18 protein-coding genes are annotated in these 19,565 nt (G+C 60.1%); 7 read left to right on the top strand and 11 right to left on the bottom strand.

Features of this window, described 5'->3' with window-relative positions; translation table 11 throughout:
- Positions 1–160 precede the first annotated feature (160 nt).
- Complete coding sequence (locus ACSV9I_RS00545; protein WP_438326532.1) at positions 161–340, top strand: DUF2735 domain-containing protein; 180 nt, start codon at positions 161–163, stop codon at positions 338–340.
- A gap of 146 nt (positions 341–486) precedes the next feature.
- Here the strand turns inward: ACSV9I_RS00545 and alc are convergent, their stop codons facing one another.
- A complete protein-coding gene (gene alc, locus ACSV9I_RS00540; RefSeq protein ID WP_438326531.1) occupies positions 487–1,509 on the bottom strand; it encodes an allantoicase in 1,023 nt (340 codons plus the stop codon).
- 1 nt (position 1,510) lies between these two features.
- Positions 1,511–2,008 (bottom strand): 2-oxo-4-hydroxy-4-carboxy-5-ureidoimidazoline decarboxylase, encoded by a 498-nt coding sequence (gene uraD, locus ACSV9I_RS00535; RefSeq protein WP_054157695.1) that lies wholly within the window; start codon positions 2,006–2,008, stop codon positions 1,511–1,513.
- A 226-nt stretch (positions 2,009–2,234) separates the two neighbouring features.
- Here uraD and ACSV9I_RS00530 point away from each other — a divergent pair, with 226 nt between their 5' ends.
- Positions 2,235–3,281, top strand: coding sequence for an NAD(P)-dependent alcohol dehydrogenase (locus ACSV9I_RS00530; RefSeq protein ID WP_438326530.1), 1,047 nt, complete (start codon positions 2,235–2,237; stop codon positions 3,279–3,281).
- A gap of 212 nt (positions 3,282–3,493) precedes the next feature.
- Here ACSV9I_RS00530 and ACSV9I_RS00525 read toward each other — a convergent pair whose 3' ends face one another.
- On the bottom strand, positions 3,494–4,351 hold the full coding sequence (locus ACSV9I_RS00525; protein ID WP_054157697.1) for an urea carboxylase-associated family protein: 858 nt from the start codon (positions 4,349–4,351) through the stop codon (positions 3,494–3,496).
- 122 nt (positions 4,352–4,473) lie between these two features.
- On the opposite strand from ACSV9I_RS00525, the gene ACSV9I_RS00520 reads away from it, so the two are divergent.
- Positions 4,474–5,346, top strand: coding sequence for a LysR substrate-binding domain-containing protein (locus ACSV9I_RS00520; RefSeq protein ID WP_438326529.1), 873 nt, complete (start codon positions 4,474–4,476; stop codon positions 5,344–5,346).
- 7 nt (positions 5,347–5,353) lie between these two features.
- Here the strand turns inward: ACSV9I_RS00520 and puuE are convergent, their stop codons facing one another.
- From puuE to ACSV9I_RS00505, 3 genes are all read right to left on the bottom strand, one after another.
- Entirely contained in the window at positions 5,354–6,274 is a 921-nt protein-coding gene (gene puuE, locus ACSV9I_RS00515) for an allantoinase PuuE (protein ID WP_438326528.1), read from the bottom strand.
- A 90-nt stretch (positions 6,275–6,364) separates the two neighbouring features.
- Complete coding sequence (locus ACSV9I_RS00510) at positions 6,365–7,072, bottom strand: DUF1045 domain-containing protein (protein ID WP_438326527.1); 708 nt, start codon at positions 7,070–7,072, stop codon at positions 6,365–6,367.
- Positions 7,073–7,224: 152 nt separating this feature from the next.
- Positions 7,225–8,418 carry an NAD(P)/FAD-dependent oxidoreductase gene (locus tag ACSV9I_RS00505; RefSeq protein ID WP_438326526.1) on the bottom strand — a complete coding sequence of 398 codons (1,194 nt, stop codon included), beginning with the start codon at positions 8,416–8,418 and terminating at the stop codon, positions 7,225–7,227.
- 2 nt (positions 8,419–8,420) lie between these two features.
- Here ACSV9I_RS00505 and mnmD point away from each other — a divergent pair, with 2 nt between their 5' ends.
- Positions 8,421–9,146 carry a tRNA (5-methylaminomethyl-2-thiouridine)(34)-methyltransferase MnmD gene (gene mnmD, locus ACSV9I_RS00500; RefSeq protein WP_438326525.1) on the top strand — a complete coding sequence of 242 codons (726 nt, stop codon included), beginning with the start codon at positions 8,421–8,423 and terminating at the stop codon, positions 9,144–9,146.
- 11 nt (positions 9,147–9,157) lie between these two features.
- Here mnmD and ACSV9I_RS00495 read toward each other — a convergent pair whose 3' ends face one another.
- Together ACSV9I_RS00495 and ACSV9I_RS00490 are read right to left on the bottom strand one after the other, a co-directional pair.
- Entirely contained in the window at positions 9,158–13,144 is a 3,987-nt protein-coding gene (locus ACSV9I_RS00495; RefSeq protein ID WP_438326524.1) for a PAS domain-containing protein, read from the bottom strand.
- 40 nt (positions 13,145–13,184) lie between these two features.
- Positions 13,185–13,376: a hypothetical protein gene (locus tag ACSV9I_RS00490; protein WP_438326523.1), complete on the bottom strand. Its 192-nt coding sequence runs from the start codon at positions 13,374–13,376 to the stop codon at positions 13,185–13,187.
- On the opposite strand from ACSV9I_RS00490, the gene ACSV9I_RS00485 reads away from it, so the two are divergent.
- Positions 13,375–14,952: a trimethylamine methyltransferase family protein gene (locus tag ACSV9I_RS00485; RefSeq protein WP_438327641.1), complete on the top strand. Its 1,578-nt coding sequence runs from the start codon at positions 13,375–13,377 to the stop codon at positions 14,950–14,952. The genes ACSV9I_RS00490 and ACSV9I_RS00485 overlap by 2 nt on opposite strands.
- 108 nt (positions 14,953–15,060) lie before the next feature.
- Here the strand turns inward: ACSV9I_RS00485 and ACSV9I_RS00480 are convergent, their stop codons facing one another.
- Complete coding sequence (locus tag ACSV9I_RS00480; RefSeq protein ID WP_438326522.1) at positions 15,061–16,884, bottom strand: methyl-accepting chemotaxis protein; 1,824 nt, start codon at positions 16,882–16,884, stop codon at positions 15,061–15,063.
- 106 nt (positions 16,885–16,990) lie between these two features.
- Positions 16,991–17,668: a helix-turn-helix transcriptional regulator gene (locus ACSV9I_RS00475; RefSeq protein WP_438326521.1), complete on the bottom strand. Its 678-nt coding sequence runs from the start codon at positions 17,666–17,668 to the stop codon at positions 16,991–16,993.
- A gap of 81 nt (positions 17,669–17,749) precedes the next feature.
- On the opposite strand from ACSV9I_RS00475, the gene ACSV9I_RS00470 reads away from it, so the two are divergent.
- Both ACSV9I_RS00470 and ACSV9I_RS00465 read left to right on the top strand, forming a co-directional pair.
- The gene (locus ACSV9I_RS00470; protein WP_054157705.1) at positions 17,750–18,073 is read left to right on the top strand and encodes a hypothetical protein; all 324 of its coding nucleotides are present in this window, start codon (positions 17,750–17,752) and stop codon (positions 18,071–18,073) included.
- Positions 18,058–19,161 (top strand): DNA alkylation repair protein, encoded by a 1,104-nt coding sequence (locus tag ACSV9I_RS00465; protein WP_438326520.1) that lies wholly within the window; start codon positions 18,058–18,060, stop codon positions 19,159–19,161. The genes ACSV9I_RS00470 and ACSV9I_RS00465 overlap by 16 nt, the downstream gene beginning before the upstream one ends.
- A 66-nt stretch (positions 19,162–19,227) precedes the next feature.
- Here ACSV9I_RS00465 and ACSV9I_RS00460 read toward each other — a convergent pair whose 3' ends face one another.
- A complete protein-coding gene (locus ACSV9I_RS00460; protein ID WP_438326519.1) occupies positions 19,228–19,506 on the bottom strand; it encodes a PepSY domain-containing protein in 279 nt (92 codons plus the stop codon).
- Positions 19,507–19,565 lie beyond the last annotated feature (59 nt).

Here is a 19,565-nt window from a genome sequence, read left to right as displayed (position 1 = left end):
GAACATGCCGCCGATCAGGAATGATGATTTTAAATTCATCACTTTTTTCGCGGCATTAATGCCCAAAAAATAAGCATTCTGCACTTTCTGTGTGCAATCGCCAATTCTCGTGTTATAGTCGGGATATTGGCACCATCAGGTGTGAACGAGAGGTAGTAGCATGACAACGAACATGGTTCGGGAATCGGCGAAAATCTACGAATTCCCGGTACGCGATGCGGCAAGGATTAAGGCCATGCGCGAGCGCCAGACGGCAAAGCCTGTCATTTATGAGAGCGGCTCAGCGAGCTGGTATCATGAGGCCGCGATCCGCGAAGCCGAACGGACGCCGAAGCAGTAAGGCATCCAGCCGATAAAAAACCGCCCGCTCAGCGGACGGTTCAACATGCGACGAGCGGACTTCTGGTCCGCTCTTTTCGTTTTCAGAGAGATTGTCGCAAAACCGGGAACCAGTTTTGTGCCTTGAATTGCGTCAGTCCAAAGACATCAGGCCTTGGTCCCAAAGAGCCTGAGGCGCATCACGCCGCCATCGGGATGCACACCGATCCTGACATGCGTAACTGGCCCGATTTTCTGGACCTGGTCGCCTGCGTAAAAATGCTCCGCATCCATCTGCATCTTCTGACGCGTCAGGATTGGCTTCCACTGTTCCGATGCTGAAATCTCCGCGTCGCTGAAGGTGTCGCCGGCATCCGGCAGATAGGCGCCGAGCAGCTCGCAGGTATCGGGGTAGTTGCCTTTATAGAAATGGGTGTCGATCAGCACCCGGTTGATCACACCGGCATGGCCGAGCCGGATGATCGCCCAGTCATGCCCGGGCCCACGGCGGCGCTTGGTTTCCCAGCCGTCGCCCATATTGGTGCCGCGACCGGGCGAGAGAATCTTGTCGGGATGGCCGTAATGCGCATCCGACCACGCCAGAGACTTGGCTCCATGGAAGATGTAGGCGAGATCGATCTCTTCCGAGGCACCCACCTTCGACCAGTCGAAATGGGCAGCTCCATAGACGCGCAGACGCGCCACGCCGCCATCCGGATAGATATGCAGGCGCAGATGCGTCCAGACCTTTGACGTGTCGGAATTGGCGAAGAAGTGCTGCGCCGAAGCCCCCAGCGACGACTTGGTCACCAGTTCGGTCCAGACTGTCGCGTCGGTCGGATCACCCGCCTCGACGAAAGCGGCCTCGATCGAGCAGTGGGGTGGATAGTTGCCGGTAAAGAAGCGCGTATCGACATCGAAGCCGAAGATCCGGCCTGGCATGGCGAGCCGTATGATCGCGTAGTCATGGCCGGGCACGCGTTTGCGGCGGCTTTCCCAGCCATCCATGTATTTGCCGTTGTCGTCGTAGAGTTCCGGATCGAAGCTCGCCGGATCATCGTTCAACATGCGCGACACCGGCGCGAAGAACTCATCGGTCGAGAAGACACCTACGGCACCCAGGCGGGCCGAAGCAAGGTTGACGGCACCGGCAGCGAAATCCGGCAAAACGACGGTCGAGGTCTCAAGCATGTCAATGTGTCTCCGGAAGCAGGCTTTCGAGACGAAGCCTGGCGATTTTTTCCACCTGCTGGCAGGCGGTGTCAAATTCCTGGTCGCGGCCATTGGAAATGCGCTTTTCAAAAGCCGCGAGAATGTCGTCCTTGGTCAGCCCCTTGACCGCGATGATGAAGGGAAAACCGAATTTCTCGACATAGGTCGTGTTGAGTTCGGTGAAGCGGGCATGCTCACTGGCACTCAACCGGTCGAGACCGGCGCCAGCCTGTTCGCGCTTGCTGTCTTCGGTCAGCCCTCCAGCGATGGCGAGCTTGCCCGCCAGATCGGGATGCGCCCTCAGCACGCCCAACCGCTCATCTTGGCTCGCCGTGCGAAACATTGCGGCCATGGCATCATGGATATCGAGTGCCGTGAGCGGCTCCTCGATCATGCCGGCGTCGAAGGCACGCTCGGCGATGAAAGGCGAATGCTCAAAGACGCCGCCGAAACGCTGAACGAAATCCGCTCTGTCCATACCGTCTATCCATTGTCATGTGGGGCCGCAGGAGCGGCAAGGTGGGGTCTGTCCGCGAACCTCGCGAAGCAGCTGGAGACAAGAAGTAGCCGAGGCCCCGGCGCTTGTCGAGTTTCCGCATGAGACAGGCACCTTCAACATAAACGGCAAGTCGGCTCGCTTGCGGATGACCGGCGGCGACCTATCTAAGGCACGCAGTTCCCATTTCATTTCGAAAGGATACCCCATGCCGATTGCCAAAGGCTATGCCGCAACGGACGCCTCCAAGCCATTGGTTCCCTTCACCTTTGAGCGTCGCGAACCCAACGCCGATGACGTGGTGATCGACATCAAGTTCTCCGGCATCTGCCATTCGGACATTCACCAGGCCCGCAACGAATGGGGCAACTCCACCTTCCCCATGGTTCCCGGCCACGAGATCGCCGGCATCGTCACCGCTGTCGGCTCGAAGGTCTCAAAATATAAGGTCGGCGACCGGGTCGGCGTTGGCTGCTTCGTCAACTCATGCCTGCATTGCGAGCGTGACCTTTACCGGGAACAGTACATGCCCGATCTGGTCGGCACCTATAACTCTGTCGAAGTCGACGGCGTGACCCCGACCCAGGGCGGATATGCCGATTCAATCGTCGTGCAGGAAGACTACGTGCTGCGCATCCCGGACAACCTGCCGCTCGACAAGGCAGCACCGTTGCTCTGTGCCGGCATAACGCTCTACTCGCCGCTCAGCCACTGGAAGGCCGGCCCCGGCAAGAAGGTCGCCGTCATCGGCATGGGCGGTCTCGGCCACATGGGCGTCAAGATCGGTGCGGCCATGGGCGCCGACGTTACCGTGCTCAGCCAGAGCCTGTCGAAGAAGGAAGACGGCCTCGCCTTCGGCGCAAAGGAATATTACGCCACGTCGGATCCGGAGACGTTCAAGAAGCTTGCCAGCTCCTTCGACTTGATCCTCTGCACCGTCAGCGCCGAGATCGACTGGAACGCCTACCTGAACCTTCTCAAGGTCGACGGCACCATGGTCCTGCTCGGCGTGCCGGAAAACCCGGTTCCCGTGCATGCCTTCGCGCTCATCGCTGGCCGCCGCTCGCTCGCGGGCTCGATGATCGGATCGATCCAGGAAACGCAAGAGATGCTCGACTTCTGCGGCAAGCACGACATCACGCCGGAAATCGAAATCATCGACATCGCGCAAGTCAACGAAGCCTATGAGCGCGTCATCAAGAGTGATGTCCGCTACCGCTTTGTCATCGACATGGAGAGCCTCGACAAGGACTGAGGGCTGCTAGGAAGCCTTAGAAGAAAGGGCTCGGCATCACTGCCGGGCCATTTCTTCGTTGAGAAACCTGTCCTCAAAACGCAACGTCATCCTCGGCCTTGTGCCGAGGATCTACTGAGGTCGCATGCAATTGATCCGTAGCAGATGCTCGGGACAAGCCCGAGCATGACGCCCCCACAGCTTAAGCCCTTCATGCCAGGCCCTTCGCAGCCTCACACCTGCAACTGATACCCATTCCGCTCCGGAAACGGCCAATCTGCAAGCAGGGCCATATCCGGCCGATAAATCTCCACCTTCAACGGATAGCACTTCGCCACGTCGCTCGAATGGCTGGTGCTGCAATCGCCACCCGGGCAGGCCGAAAGCGCGCCCAAGAGATCGATCTCCGCAAACATCTCCAGGAAATCGCCCGGACGCACGGGGCTTGCCTTCATGAAATACTGCTGCGTATCGCGGGTAAAGCCGGTGCACATGAAGACATTCAACACGTCATGTACATGCGGTTCGACCGCCTTGATGTCCGAGCCGGTATGATGCGCCAGCGCCCTGCAGAGGTTGGAATGGCAGCAATGGTGGTAGTCGCCGCCGGAGAGCAGACGGTTGGTATAGGGATCGCAGCGGGTGCCGATCACGTCATGCACGCCCCCGCCAAATTCGTCGAAGCCATACCAGCCGAGCGTGTCATGGCTGATCGTCGCCATCGGGCGCAGCGACGGCAGGTTGCTCCAGAGACGATTGCCGGTCGTCACATGGGTCGCATGCAGCGCCCGCGTCTTGCCGGAAAAGAAGCGCTCGGAAAGGTCATTGGCATTCCAGAGGTTGAGGTCGCCGACCTGCGGCCCCTCGACGCTAACGATGCGGAAGAAATGCCCCTTCGGCACCTCAAACGTATTGCCCTCGCGCGGCGGCACGATCACTTCGCCGACCTTCTCCATGGTCGCCCGCGCCCGCTCCAGGATACTCATATCGGGTGCCTTCAGGGACTCCACCGGATAGCAGACAACGGGTTTCACCGCCCGGCGGTCGGCTGCATCGGCGGGAACGGGGATCGTGGAATTGAAGGGCGACATGGCATGCTCCGGTCTGGAGAGAAAAATGTATAAGTAGGAGGCCGCAAGGTGCCTGAACTGCCAGCACCTGACAACGCGGCTTCTTCTTGCCCGATGAGCAAGTCTTGCTTATGCATGACGATATGAAACTGCCACCCCCCTCCACGCTACGCGCCTTCGAGGCCGCCGCACGCCGCGAAAGTTTTCTGCAGGCCGGAAAGGAACTCGGCATGACTGCAGCGGCCATCAGTCAGCATGTGAAGGCGCTGGAGGACTGGCTGGAACTCACCCTCTTCGAGAGGCGAGCCCGCGGCGTGCGCTTAACGGCAGAGGGGCGCGAACTGGGCGCCGCATGCTCTGAAGGTCTCGGCCATATTTCCCGCGCGGTCGAGCGTTTGACGGCCCGCCGCAACGGACTGCGCGTCAGCCTCGCCTGCAAGCCCTCGGTGGTAAACCACTGGCTTGGCCCCCGGCTGCCCCGCTTTCGCGCCGCGCATCCCGAAATCCAGGTCTCGGTTGTCTATCCGCTCGGCGCATTGACGCCGGAAGAGGCTGGAACAGATCTCCTGATCCGCCATGGCACAAGGCCGCCTGGCCGCGCTGAAGCCATTCTCAGCGCCGCCACCCGGCCGACCTGCGCACCGGCCTATCTGGAGAAACACGGCCCGATCACCAGTGCAGCCGATCTTCAGAATCATCACCTGCTGCATGACGCGACTGAAGCCGCGTGGCAATCCTGGCTGGCCCGACACGACGTCGACGGCCAGACACCCGCAGGCCCGCTCTATGCTGATTTCAATCTGCTGGTCAGCTCGGTCCTCTCAGGCCTCGGCATCGGCCTGTGCCCGACAGCCCTGATTGCCGACCATCTGGCAGCCGGTTCGCTGACAGTCCTGTTCGAAGACGCCGCCGACGCGGACAAGGCCTACTGGCTCCTGTCAGGCGCGGATTTGCATGAGCCCGCAGCGATTTTGCGCAACTGGTTGCTGGTGGAAGCAGCCGAGCAAGGCCCCTGAGATAGCCTCACCATGCCGGCTTATGGTGCTTGTGCCAATGCTCGGCAATCTCGATGCGCTTGGGGATCCAGACCTTCTCGTGACCCGTCACGTAATCGATGAACCGCGCCAAGGCTGCCGCCCGACCTGGACGGCCAACAAGGCGGCAGTGGAGGCCGACGGACATCATCTTCGGGCTGCCGTTTTTGCCCTCCTCATAGAGCACGTCGAAGGCGTCCTTGAGATAGGTGAAGAACTGGTCGCCGGAGTTGAAGCCCTGCGGGGTCGCAAAGCGCATGTCATTGGTCTCGAGCGTATAGGGGATGATCAGGAAGGGCTTGCCGTCGAGATCCGGCACCCAGAACGGTAGGTCGTCGGAATAATTGTCGGACGAATACATGAAACCGCCCTCCTCCATCACGAGGCGCAGCGTGTTCATGGATGGCTTGCCTTGATACATGCCGAGCGGATGCGAGCCGGTCAGTTCCTTGTGCAGCCGGACCGCCTCGCGAATATGCTCGCGCTCGACGTCTTCGGGAAAATCCTTGTATTCGAGCCAGCGATAGCCGTGGCTGGCGATCTCCCAGTTCGCTTCCTTCATCGCGGCAACAGCTTCAGGGTTACGCGCCATGGCGAGCGTTACGCCATAGACGGTGACAGGCACCTGGCGCTCGGTAAACATCCGCCATAGTCGCCAGAAGCCGGCGCGCGAGCCATATTCGTAGATCGATTCCATGTTGAGGTTGCGCTGGCCGGGCCACGGCTGGGCGCCAACGATTTCCGACAGGAGATTTTCCGAGGCCGGATCGCCGTCGAGGATATTGCTCTCGCCGCCTTCTTCATAGTTGACCACGAACTGTACTGCGACGCGCGCATCTCCCGGCCACTTCGGATCAGGACTGTTGCGGCCGTAGCCGACGAGATCGCGGGGATAAGGAGCAGTCGTCATGGGTTCACCTCTCGTGTTTTGTCGAGAAGCTATTGGCGCAAAGGGAGGCTGTCGAGACGTAAAAAGCAGGTATTGCTGCAATGCAGAAAATCACGCGATACGCCGATTGGCGATCCGGCCGAACGGATGCAGCGAATGCACCTGGAAAGGCGCCCCCGGCTCGGCTTCAACGAAGAGCGCCAGATGATCGATCACGACCGGCTCCACCAGTGCCGGGTCAAAATGGATCTTCATTGCCTCCTCGATTCGCGCAAAGTCACGCCCAAGAAGCGGCCCGGTAAGGGTCATGTGAAAGCGGAACTCGTCCATCACATAGGGATGGCCCCAGCGATTGAGGTTGGAAAATTGTGGCGCAGACAGCCTGTCCGGATTGCGTCGCTCGATTTCCGCCTCACTCAGTGGTGCTCTAAAGCCGTCAAAGACCTGGACGATCGAGGCAGCAAGGTGGTCGACGGCCGGACAGGGCCGATCAAGGATCAATCCATAGACATCACCGATCCGACCGACACGCAGGCCCTGCAACAGAACAGGATCCATCCTGTCAGCAAACAGCATCAGGTCGTTCAGGAACGCCGCCTCGGTGGCGCCATGCGAAAGACGGAACGGCGCCTTGAACGTTGCATGGAAGCCGAATCGACGCGGCAGCGCCGTATGAAAGGCGATTTCATGCAGGCCGATGCCACGCAGGCTGGGGTGTTCGACGGGCAGGCCTGAAAAAACATTGCGGCCAAGCCAGCTTGCGGCAGCCAATGCCAGAGGGTTACCGGCAGAGGGCGTAAAACAGATCGCATAGCGCATGTCCAACCCTCCGCCTGGTTCGAGTCGGTCATTTTAGCAATGACCGTTACAACCCAGTGGTTAGGTGATTTACATGACAGCTTCACGAAGGAGACAACACCGTATTGCACGCTGCGTGACATCCGTCCGCATGTGCCCGGGATGCCAAAAGTTCAAGGCGCCGGCGACGTCGCTTTCGCGATGAGAGCGGCGGAAAGATGTCGCGATAACAGGAAGCTCTCTGGCAGGGCCATCACTTTGCCCTCCACCGCATCAAGCGCCGCATCCGCCAGAAGATGCGCAATCCCGAAGCTGACCTTGAAGCCACCGGTCAGCGCAATGATCGCAGGCGCGTCCGGATGCGGCCCCACCATTGGATCACTTTCAAGCGCCCGTGGCCTCAAGCCTGCCCAGCGTTCGACCAGTTCGGCCTGTTCGAGCACCGGAGCCAGCCGTCGGGCGGCAGCAACCAGGAGGTCGAGTTTGTCGTCAGTCCCGAAAGGGTCCTCAAAACTGTTCTCGCTGGTGCTCCCGATCGCGACATGTCCACCCTCGTGCGGAACGACATAGAGCCCATCGAGATAGAGCAACGGCAAATCACCGGGAAAGTCCGCCTTCAACAGCGCCGCCTGCCCCTTCACGGCCCGCCCCAGGGGCTGCTGCAATTCGGGTCCGACCGAGGTCAAAAGCGGAAATGACTGCCAACCCGCAGCAACCAGAAGATGTCCATATCCAACATGGCTGCCATCCGCCAACATGACCTGACCAGCCGTTCGGTCGATCGACTGCACAGGACTTCCCTGGAGGATGCGCACCCGATCGCTCTTTGCCAACCTTGCCGCGATAGCACTGGTCAAGCCACGCGGTGATACGCGACCCGCAAAGCTGTCATGAACCAGACCGGCTTCACTGACATGCAGGTCCGGCCAGCCCGGATGCGGCGTTTCATCCAGCACCTGCCAGTCAAAAGCCCTGCCCTGCTGTTGCCAATTGACCTTGGCTTCGGCCTGATGACGCTCGGCAATCGGCCGCAGATGCGGCTTCGGCAAGGGGATCAGCCGCCCGCAGCGGCGATAGCCCGTCGAAAGGCCGGTCTCGGCTTCAAGGGATGCAATCTCTCCCTCAAGCGACAGCAAGCCGTCGAATTGCAGTTGCTTCTTCTCGTTCCAGCGATCCGGCATGTGCGCCATCAGTGCGCCGAGCAATCCGCCACTCGCACCCTGCGCCAGACCGGCCCCGTCAATCAGGATCGTATCGATGCCCCGGCGCTCGGCCTTGAGTGCCGCCCAGAGCCCCATAATGCCGCCACCAATGATGACAAGGTCGGCGTGCGATTGACCGGAGAGCGCCAGCAATTTATCGGACATGCATGACCCATTCAGACATTACGCCCGAGGCGGGCCAAGACCAGACGCCCCTCACCTGGCAAGAGGGCGATATGCCCTATTCGACTGCCTTTGGCGATCACTTTTATTGCCGCACCGACGGCCGGCTGGAATGCGGCCACGTCTTCCTCGCCGGCAATGGCCTGCCCGAACGTTGGCGTGACAGTGCCGCCTTCAGGATCGGTGAACTCGGCTTCGGCACCGGCCTCAACGCTTGCGAAACATGGCGGCAGTGGAAGCGGGAGCGGTCCGCCGACGTCACCCTTCACTTTGTCTCCTTCGAACTCTATCCCATGCAGGCAGCCGACATCGATCGCGCGCTTTCGCGCTGGCCGGAGATCGACGAAGAACGCAAGTCTCTGGTTGCCCGCTGGCCGTCCGAGCCATCCGGCCAAGTCGACATTGATCTTGACGACCAAACACGGTTGACGGTGTTTTGCGGCGATGCGCTTGAACAGCTGCAGGCGTCGTCCTTGGTCTTTGACGCCTGGTATCTCGATGGTTTTGCCCCGTCGCGCAACAGCGCCATGTGGTCGCCGGAGCTGATGCAAAATGTCCATGACCACACGTGTCCGGGCGGCAGTTTTGCCACCTACGCCGCAGCCGGCTTCGTTCGCCGCAATCTGCAGGCCGCAGGCTTTGCCGTTGACCGTCGACCGGGTTTTGCCGGCAAGCGTGAAATGCTGAGCGGCGTAAGAGCGATCGTCTAAGTGGCCTAGGACTAGGCGCCGAGCCCCCCGGCAATTTGCCCCGGCTCAAGAGCATACCATTCGCCGATCTTGCGCATGAGCGTTTCCGGCGAAATCGGCTTCGACAGATAGTCGTCCATACCGGCCGCGATACAGGCCTCGCGATCACTGTCGAGGGCATGGGCAGTAACCCCAACGATCGGGACATGCTCGCCCAGGCCGTGCAGCATTTCTTCGCTGCGAATGGCGCGGCAGGCCTCATGTCCGTTGAGCACCGGCATCGATACATCCATCAGGATCAGATCCGGCTTGTGGGTTCGCCAAGCATCCACTGCGAGCTGCCCATTGCCGACGATGCGGTAGCGGATGCCGCTGCCGGCGAGGATCTGGTTGAACACGATCTGGTTCACCTCATTGTCCTCGGCAATCAGGATCCGAACATCCTCTGCCGGCATCTGCACCGACATTGCCTCGGCAGCGTTACCGACGGGACACTCAATCTGCGGCTGCAGTTCCAGAGGCGGAGCCACCAGAGGGCGCCCTGCACCCAGCCGTGTTGTGCGAATGACATCGATGATCGCACCCCTCAGAACATTCGCCCGCGCCGGTTTCATCAGATGCGCCTGGACCCTCAGGCTTTCAAACAGTTGCTCGCTGCCTGCCATATCCATGGAGGTCAGGAAAATCAGAGGCATGTCGTCGAAGCGGCGATCGTTGCGGATAATCCGCGCGACATCTGTGCCGTTCATTTCCGGCATGTGATAGTCTATGATGACAGCATCAACGGTGATCCCTGCACGATGGGCCTCATCCAGGATCTGCAGTCCCAGCCGCCCGCTTTCCACGGCATGGCCGTCGAAACCCCACATAGACAGCTGCTCGCCGAGGATCTGGCGGTTGACCGCATTGTCATCAATGACGAGAACCCGCGCATCCTTGACGTTGGCCGGCAGCTCCTTTTGCCGGCGCCGCTCCGCAACAACCTTGAGCGGCATTTCAACCGTGAACACAGAGCCCTTGCCGAGTTGCGAGCGCACATTCAGCTGGCCGCCGAAAAGCTTGATCAGCCCCGCGGTAATCGCCAGACCAAGCCCGGTGCCCTCGTGGCGACGGGTCGATGACGTGTCCACCTGCGAGAACTTTTCAAAGATCTGCGCCTGCATCTCCGGCGCAATGCCCACTCCCGTATCCGATATGCTGACGATCAACCTTGCCTTGCCATCACCCAGCGGTTCGCTCGACAGGTCGATGTGCACATGCCCCTTCTCGGTGAACTTGATCGCATTGCCGAGCAGGTTGGTGACGATCTGGCGGAAGCGACCGGGATCACCGAGGAATGTATGATCGACCGCCTGATCGCCGGAAATCACCAGTTCGATGTCCTTCTCGGCCGCAGCCGCAGATAGGAGCGTTGCGACATCCTCGATCGCCTCGACGGGATCAAAAGGCGAATTCCGCAGCTTCAGCTGACCGGCATCGATCTTGGAGAAGTCCAGGATGTCGTTGATGATTGTCAGAAGCGCATTGCCGGACTTCATGATGATATCGACAAAAGTCTTCTGGCGGCTGTCGAGCGTCGACTTGGACAAAAGCTCCGCCATGCCGAGCACACCATTCATCGGCGTACGGATTTCATGGCTCATATTGGCGAGGAAGTCGGACTTCGCCTTGTCGGCCGCTTCGCTCCGCGCCAGAAGCACTTCGAGTTCCGCCTCGCGCACCTTGAGTTCGGTGATATCCGTGAGCACGACGACACAGCTGCCCGATCCACCGAATGTGGCCTCCAGCTTCACCCATGTCTTGGCCCCGGCCATGAAGGTCGTGGAAACCCCGGTGGTTTCCTTCATGGCTGCCTGCCACTGGCTGAGGATTGCCTGACCCTCGGTGCCGAAATCACCCCTTTCGGCACAATAGCTGAAGATATCGCGCCAGCGCGAACCGATCGCTGCGAGATCCTCCGGGAGGTCGAGAATACGAATGAAGGCAGGATTGATCTCCGCGATCCTGCCTCTCTCGATCGCCACCAATCCCTGGGACGTCAGGCGCATCGTGTCCTGCATCAACTGACCAAGCCGCTCAAGCTGTTCCTGCGCCTCGTCGATCTCCTTCTCGCGCTTGCGCATCTCGGTCAGATCCGAATAGGTCATCAGGATCTTGCGATCGCGCAGCCGCGTTATGGTCGCCAGCACATGCTGTCCGTCATCATAGGACAGCTCGGTCGTCTGTGAGCCTTCAAGTGCATCGAACTGCGCAATCCGACGCCTGTATCCTTCTTCGAACTCAAGTCCCGGCCAGGTCTTGCCTTGGCTATGGTTGCGCTCACAATACGAACGGAAGCTGAGACCTGCCAGCGGCAAGTCCTCCGGCCAGTTCCAGATCTCACGGCATTTTTCGTTGGCGAATTCCACCATGTAGTCAGCGTTGAGGATCACCACGCCGACGGGCATGATGTGCAACATTGCGACGAGATCCTGATAAAGGGCTTCGGCTCTTGCTTGCGCCTCCCGAACTGCCTCCTGCCCGCGTTTTATCACCGAAACATCGGTGACGGAACCGACGAGAAAGTGCTTGTGCTGCGCGGTCGTGATCCGGTTGATCCGGGTAATGACTGAAATTTCCTCACCGTCACGAATGACGACATCACTCGGGCGCTCGATCACTTCGCCATGTTCGAGGCAGCGGATATTTTCTTCGGTCAGTTGCTGGCCACGCTCCGGCCACATCTCGGCTTCCGTCATGCCGTAGATGTCTTCCCGACGCTGTTGGTGCAGTTCTTCATAAGCGCCGTTGACGTATATCAGCCGCCGATCGATGTCGCGGATGAATACAGGAACCTGCATTTGCTCAAGAGCCGCACGATAGAGCAGCGTTTCTTCCTCGCGCTGAACCATATCGCTGACATCGGAATACGTGACGAGAATGCGCCCACCCTCAAGCTTGCGGCTACCCGCAGCCAGCGCTCGACCCGATGGCGTCTTCGCATCAATCAGCGGACCGTCGTCCAGACTGAGCAACTGCTCGACGCGGAAGGCGATGCGGCTACGCACCTCTTCGGCCGCCAAGTGAGGCTCCGATCGCCAGGTCACGCGCTCAAGGAACTCCGAATAGCTCATCCCGAGCAGTTCGACCTCCGGACCGAATTCGGCCATATCGACAAGCGCCGTGTTGACATACTCGATCAGCAGGTCCGGCCCCAGCAGCATGATGCCCACAGGCAACGACAGCAGCAGGGTCTGGAAGTAGTTCCGCATATTGTCGGCTTCACGCCGCGCAGCCGCCAGTTTCTCCTCACCCTGCCTCAGCGGGGAGAGATCGGTCATGGTTCCGATCAGATAGCGTGAGCCGTCACGCGTTTCGATCGCCCCCATCCGGCACAAGGTCGGCACGCGGCTACCATTGGGGCGCACGAAGATGTCCCGGACTTCTTCAGCCAGACCACCATCAAGGATGCGCCTGTTGTCATCGTGGTAGATCTGACCCGCAAGCGGGAACATTTCGAGTTCAGTCTTGCCGAGCAAGTCCTCCAGAGGGCATTCGGCGAGATCGGCATAGGCCTGATTGGCGAAGACGAGGCGATGTTCGTTGTCGCGGACAAAAGCGGCGACCGGCAAGCGATCAAGCACCGTGCGGAAGACTTCCATCTCTGCCGACCACGGCACGGAATACCCCCCAGACAGCTCGGCTGACTGTGGCGCATCCATGAAGCCGAAAAGATAGAGCTGATCGTCCTCGCCATAGAAGCGCTCGATGCGGAGCATGCGCACCGGTTCGTCGGGACGGGCGCGGTAGCCAAGCTGCTCATCTTCACCGAAGACCAGCACACGGCGTTCGGTATCGTCACGAAGACTGTCGAGACGCGTACCGAGCAGCTCCGTATCGCTCCGGCCGACGAAGCTCATCGGATCGAGGTCGAAGAGTGCGGCAAAGGCTTCGTTGACCACGACATAGCGCAGCTCGCTGTCCTTCACATAGGAAGGCAAGTCGAGAACGGCGATCTTCTCGCAGACCAAATTGAGCACGCGCTTCCCCGGTTTCAAAATGAGTAAACCTTGGCGTTGATCAATGACTGCGAATGGTAAACAGCCGGTAAGCGCGACCTGCAGATGTGTCGACAAAGAGCTGCACGGGTGAGCGCTCCTTGCGATGTTCCAGATGAGCCGGTTTTCCGTCGCAAACGGCAATGCCTTTTGCGCCCGGAAACTGCGAGACTTGATGTCGAGATTGACACAATGGATCGACCATGAGCGACATGACCAGCTCTTCATCGCCCGAAAATAACGCCGTGAACGGCATCACCGAGCGGCGACGCCGCACTGGAGGACGAGGCGGGGATCGCGCCCGCGCACCCGGATCGGCGAAGTACCGCAACCTCGTCAACCGGCTGGTCAAGACAGAGCTGCTTGATGCCGAGGCGCTCGACGACATCCATGAAGCGTCGCTCATCGTGCTCGAGGAAATCGGCATGGACATCATGCTGCCCGAGGCACGCGCCTTGATGAAGGCAGCCGGTGCTGACGTGACGGCGGGATCCGAGCGCGTCCGCTTCGATCGCGACCTGATCCTGGATCTGATCGCCTCCGCACCGAAGGAATTCACCCTGCATGCCCGCAATCCGGAACGCCACGTCCGGATCGGAGGCAACAATCTGGTCTTTGCCCAGATTGCGTCCGCTCCCTTCGTCGCGGATCGTGAAGGCGGGCGGCGGGCTGGCAACCAGGAAGATTTCCGCAAGCTGGTCAAGCTTGCCCAGTCCTACGATGTCATCCACACCACGGGTGGATACCCGGTTGAGCCTGTCGACATCCACGCCTCGGTGCGCCATCTCGACTGCCTATCCGACCTCGTAAAGCTGACCGACAAGCCGTTCCATTGCTATTCTCTCGGCAAGCAGCGCAATCTCGACGGCATCGAGATCGCCCGGATCGGTCGCGGCATCTCGATGGAGCAGATGGAGCGCGAGCCCTCGCTCTTCACCGTCATCAACTCCTCCTCGCCCCTGCGCCTTGATGGGCCGATGCTTCAGGGCATCATCGAAATGGCATCCCGCGGCCAGGTTGTCATCATGACACCCTTCACGCTTGCCGGCGCCATGGCCCCTGTGACGATCGCGGGCGCGCTCGTCCAGCAGAATGCCGAGGCGCTCTGCGGGATCGCCTTCACCCAAATGGTCAAGCGCGGCGCGCCGGTGATCTACGGCGGCTTCACCTCGAATGTCGACATGAAGAGCGGCGCACCGGCCTTCGGCACGCCCGAATACATGAAGGCGGTGATTGTCGGGGGACAGCTTGCCCGCCGCTACGGCATTCCCTACCGCACCTCCAACACCAACGCCGCCAACACGCTGGATGCGCAGGCAGCCTACGAATCCGCCTTCTCGCTCTGGGCGCTGACGCAAGGCGGCGGCAATTTCATCATGCACTCGGCCGGCTGGTCGGAAGGCGGCCTGACGGCATCCTTCGAAAAGTTCATCCTCGATGTCGACATGCTGCAGATGGTGGCGGAGTTCCTGACACCCCTTGATGTCAGCCCCGATGCGCTGGCGCTCGACGCTGTGCGCGACGTTGGACCGGGCGGCCATTTCTTCGGCACAGCCCATACGCTCGCCCGCTACGAGACGGCCTTCTATTCGCCGATCCTGTCCGACTGGCGCAACTTCGAAACCTGGACGGAAGCCGGCCGGCCCACAACATACGACCACGCCAACCGCGTCTTCAAGGAAAAGCTGGCAAGTTACGAACGCCCGCCAGTCGACCCAGCCGTCGAGGAAGAACTGGATGCCTTCGTCGCAAAGCGCAAGGAAGAGGGCGGGGTCGCGACGGATTTTTGATCACGCCAGACGTGGAAGGCAGGCCGGGCGCACCCCAAAACCAGTCCGCCCCGTCCGATGAGGGACGAGGCGGAACTCTTTCAGATCGACTGACAACGAGCGACTGTGTCAGGCAGAACGGCGCATAGGCGACGTGTAAGCGCCATGTGCCGGCGCTGCTGCCTTCCCTGCGACAATCTCAAACCGCTGGATCAACTGGCGAAGGCGGGCACTTTCGGTTGCAAGACCCGCACTTGCGGCGTTCGTCTCTTCGACCATCGCAGCATTCTGTTGCGTGAACTGATCCATCTGGTTGACCGCCGTGTTCACTTCAGCAAGCCCGGTCGCCTGCTCCTTGGCGGCGGTTGCGATGGCATTCATCTGAACATTGACGGTGGTGATGAAGTTCTCGATCGTCTTGAGCGCAACACCGGTATCGCTGACCAGTTTCACACCATTCGAGACCTCCTCGGTCGAAACGCGAATCAAATCCTTGATTTCACGGGCGGCCTGCGCCGATCGTTGGGCCAGTTCGCGGACTTCCTGGGCAACGACCGCAAAGCCCTTGCCGGCTTCCCCTGCCCGCGCAGCTTCGACACCGGCATTGAGCGCCAGCAAGTTGGTCTGGAAAGCGATTTCGTCGATCACGCCGATGATGTTGGAGATGGATTGCGACGACTGCTCGATGCGTCCCATTGCAGCCACCGCACTCGCGACCACGCCACCCGAGCTTTCGGCACTATGGGCCGCATCGGCTGCGGCTGCCCGGGCTTCCTCGACTCGATTGGAAGCATGACGCACATTGACCGTAATCTGATCAAGGGCTGCAGCGGTTTCCTCAAGTGAAGCGGCCTGCTGTTCGGTGCGGCGCGAAAGATCATCGGTGCTGCCGCTGATCTCGCGGCTGCCGTTATCGATGGAACCGGCGGCATGCGCGACTGCCGACAGCGTTTCAGACAACTGCACGACGGCATCGTTGAAATCTTCGCGCAGTTTCTCGAATTCCTGGGCAAAGGGAGCATTCAGGCGGACCGAAAGATTACCCTTCGCAAGTTGAGCCAGACCGCCAGCGAGTGTCGCAGTGGCCTGCGTCATCGCTTCTGCCCAGCTTTGGTCAAGCCTCGCACGCTCAGCCCTTTCAGCTTCCGTCAGGGATTGATGTTGCTTGGCCTCGTCCTCGACCTTGCGGGCGGCGATCGCGTTGGCGCGCAGGACCTCGACGGCAGCGGCCATCAAGCCGAGTTCATCACGGCGATCCATGGCCGGAATTTCGATCGCCGTATCACCTTCTGCCAGTCTGCGCATCGCACCGGTCATCCCGATCAGCGGAGATGCGAGACTGCGAGTGAGCAGCATACCCATTACAGCGGCGACGGCGGCAGCGGCCATTCCACCAAAGATCAATGTGTTCGTTCCCGTCTGGAACGCCGCATTCTGCAAGGCTGTTCGCTGGTCGGCCAACGTTTCATTGGCCTCATCGAGAGCGGTCAGCGCCTTGCGGATGTCACTCAGACGCGCGGTCGTGGCAATATTGCTGCGGGTTTCCTCGATCTTGGCCGGATCCTGCGCATTGGCAATGGTCGCGTCCATCTGTGCATAGAACTTGTCCATCGCCTGGCGCAGCGGCGGTAGGAAAGCATCCGCCTGAGGCTTGCCGAGCTGCTGTTCGAGCTCGGCGATCATCGGCGGCACAGCACTGGCATGCTTCGCCATGCGCTCGATAAACTCTTCATTGAGACTGGCAACATAGCCACGCATGGCGTTCTGATGCTCGACGAGCGTCGCAAGAATCTGTGTGGACAATTTGAGAACGGACTGTGTTTGCTCATTCGCAAGCGTTGCCTCCTGAATCCGTTGCATTGAGACGAAGGCAACAGAACAAAAAGCGATGACAACGGCCAGAACGAAGGCAAATGCAAAGGCCAGCTTGCGGGAAACTCTCAGATTCTTCATGGGCGTCTTTCAGAATTGACTGCAGTGCCCCTTCCTCGCTCCGGACCCCTTAAGATTTATGGAATTTAGAATAGAATTATAATAAAATATCTCGCGTTTTGACCATTTATCCTAACTGTTTCAGGTAGGCTTGGTACGTCTGATGGGGGGCCGGTTCAAAACGGTCAGACAGGATCTTCCAGTCTTCCACACGGTCGAGCCGGAAATCCCGAAATCCTTGCCGCATCTCGCACCATCCGGTCATCACCCAGATCGCACCGAAAGCCGAGAGGCTGAGCGGCCAAACGACGCGCTGGCTGCGGTCCCCTGGCAAAGAATGATAGGCGATCCAGACCTTGCGTTTCGCTGACAACGCCATGCGCATGTCACCGAGGCAATCGGGCGTTTCCGGCTGCGACGCGGAACGAAAGGCGTGGATGGGCGCGGATTTCAACCTCTCGGCATGCTCTTTCGGCAGCATTCCCAGCATTTTCTCCTGCGCCTCCCGGGCCGCCTGACCAAGGCGCGGATCGCCCAGCATCTCGACAGCTCGAAGCCCGAAGGCGAGCGCTTCCAACTGCTCGAAGGTGAAGGTCAGCGGCGGTGCATCAAAGGCCTCGCGCAGCATATAGCCGACACCGCGCTCCCCCTCGATCGGCGCACCGGAGCCGATCAGATGCTCCATGTCGCGATAGATGGTCCGTGGCGCGACCTCCATTCTCTCGGCAATCTCGGCGGCGGTCATCGCCCGGCCGGTGGCGCGCATCAACTGGATGATCCGGAAAAGGCGGTCGGCAGGACGCATCTGGCACCTCACTTCAGGCTCTGGCCAGAAGGTTGTCAGTTGCTTTCTGCTAGGTCAAGTCATCATCACTTGAGGAGCCCCATGATGCCATCCACCACGGTTCTCGAACTTGCCGTCTGCACTGTAACTGACCGACAAGCTGCCCAGAATGCCCGCAACGTCGCCATGCAGGCCATCAGCGCCTATCCCGGTTTCGTCAGTTGGCGTGCCCTAGACGCACTGGATCACGGCGACATGATCGCCGATCTCGTCGAATGGGCCGACAGGCAAAGCGCCGATGCGGCCGCAGCCAAGGTAAGGACAGATCCCGCCTTTGCCCCTTACATGGCCGCGATCCAGGGCGTATCCCTGATGCAGCATTTCCAGACGCAAGCCGAGACCGGACGCCCATGGCCGAACCGCTGAAACATCTGATTGGTCAAGAGACCGCCCGCGATACGGCCGATGCCGTGTCGCGGGTTTGGCCTGACTTTGACAAGGGCGCCTTCCTGGCCGATGTGCTGCCCCGGATCGAAGCCCGTGAACTGATGCAGCGCGGCCAACTGATCGCTGATGCGCTCGCGATCCATATGCCTCGAGATTTCCCGAAAGCGGCCGCAGTGTTCGCAGCCTGCCTTCCGCAGGAATCCCGAGACGGCTTGACCGGATGGGCACTGCTCTCCTTCAACCAGTTCATCTCGGCACAAGGGGTGGGGCATCTCGGGACGGCTCTCGACCTGCTGAAGGCGCTGACCCCGCATTTCACCGCAGAGTTTGGCATTCGCCGCCTCATTCATGAATGCCAGGACGAAGCGCTGGCCATCATCGGGCGATGGGTCGTCGACCCCAACCATCACGTTCGCCGACTGGCCAGCGAAGGGACCCGCCCTCGCCTGCCCTGGGCGATGCGCCTGCCTTCGCTGGTGCGCGATCCAACCCCGATACTGCCGATTCTAGAAGCGCTCATCGATGACGAGGAGGACTATGTCCGCCGCTCGGTGGCCAACAGCCTGAACGACATCGCCAAGGATCATCCGGATCTGGTCGCGGATTTCGTTGCGCGCCACGCGCCAGGTGCCTCGAAGAACCGGCTGTGGCTACTGAAACACGCGTCCCGCACCCTGGTGAAGAAGGGCCACGCAAAGGCGCTCGCCAATTTCGGCTATGCACCGCTCGCGGATGTAACGGTAACCCTCGTGCTTGCCAACGACCATATCGTTTTCCCCGGCGAACTGGGCTTCGAGGTCCGTCTGTCGAATGACAGCACAGAACCGCGTACGGTGCTCGTCGATTACGCCATCCACCACCAGAAAAAGGATGGCTCGCTGTCGCCGAAGGTCTTCAAGGGAAGGAGCCTCACGCTCGCCCCGACACAGACCGTCACACTCAGTATGCGCCACGCCTTCCGGCCGATCACCACACGTGTCTATCATGCAGGTGACCATCGCCTGGAAATCCTGCTCAACGGCCGATATGTCGCTCGCAAAGCCTTCGAACTCTACATGCCGGGCTGAGCCTTGCAGACATCAAAGAGGGCCGCGTCGAGCGGCCCTTGTTTCGATATGGAACCGACGCGAAGCTCAGTCGTCGCTCCAGCGCTGCAGCAGTTCGCCGGTTGCCGGATGATATTTTGCTTCGACACGAAGCCCGTCCTTGATGCCCTTAACTTCCCAGCAACCGTCATCTAGTTCGATCTTGCGCGGCTGTATGCCGTCAGCCGTTACCTTCTTTTCGATGTCTGCCAGCGACAGGCGGGTCTCCGTTGCCGTGAGGCGGCAACGGAGATCGTCGTCATCCGCATGCGCCAGACCGGCGCAACCAACAATGGCGAATACGGACGCTGCGATCAGTTTATTCATGGTCGTCTCCTGTGTTTACTTCAACTGGCTGGCGGGTGTTGCCCAAGCCATGTCCAGAC

It is taken from the genome of Rhizobium sp. G187, assembly GCF_051549525.1.
In the GTDB taxonomy this organism is placed as follows: Bacteria; Pseudomonadota; Alphaproteobacteria; order Rhizobiales; family Rhizobiaceae; genus Allorhizobium.
The sequence above is the reverse complement of the archived record's forward strand: the minus strand, read 5'-3'. Positions and strand labels throughout refer to the sequence as shown.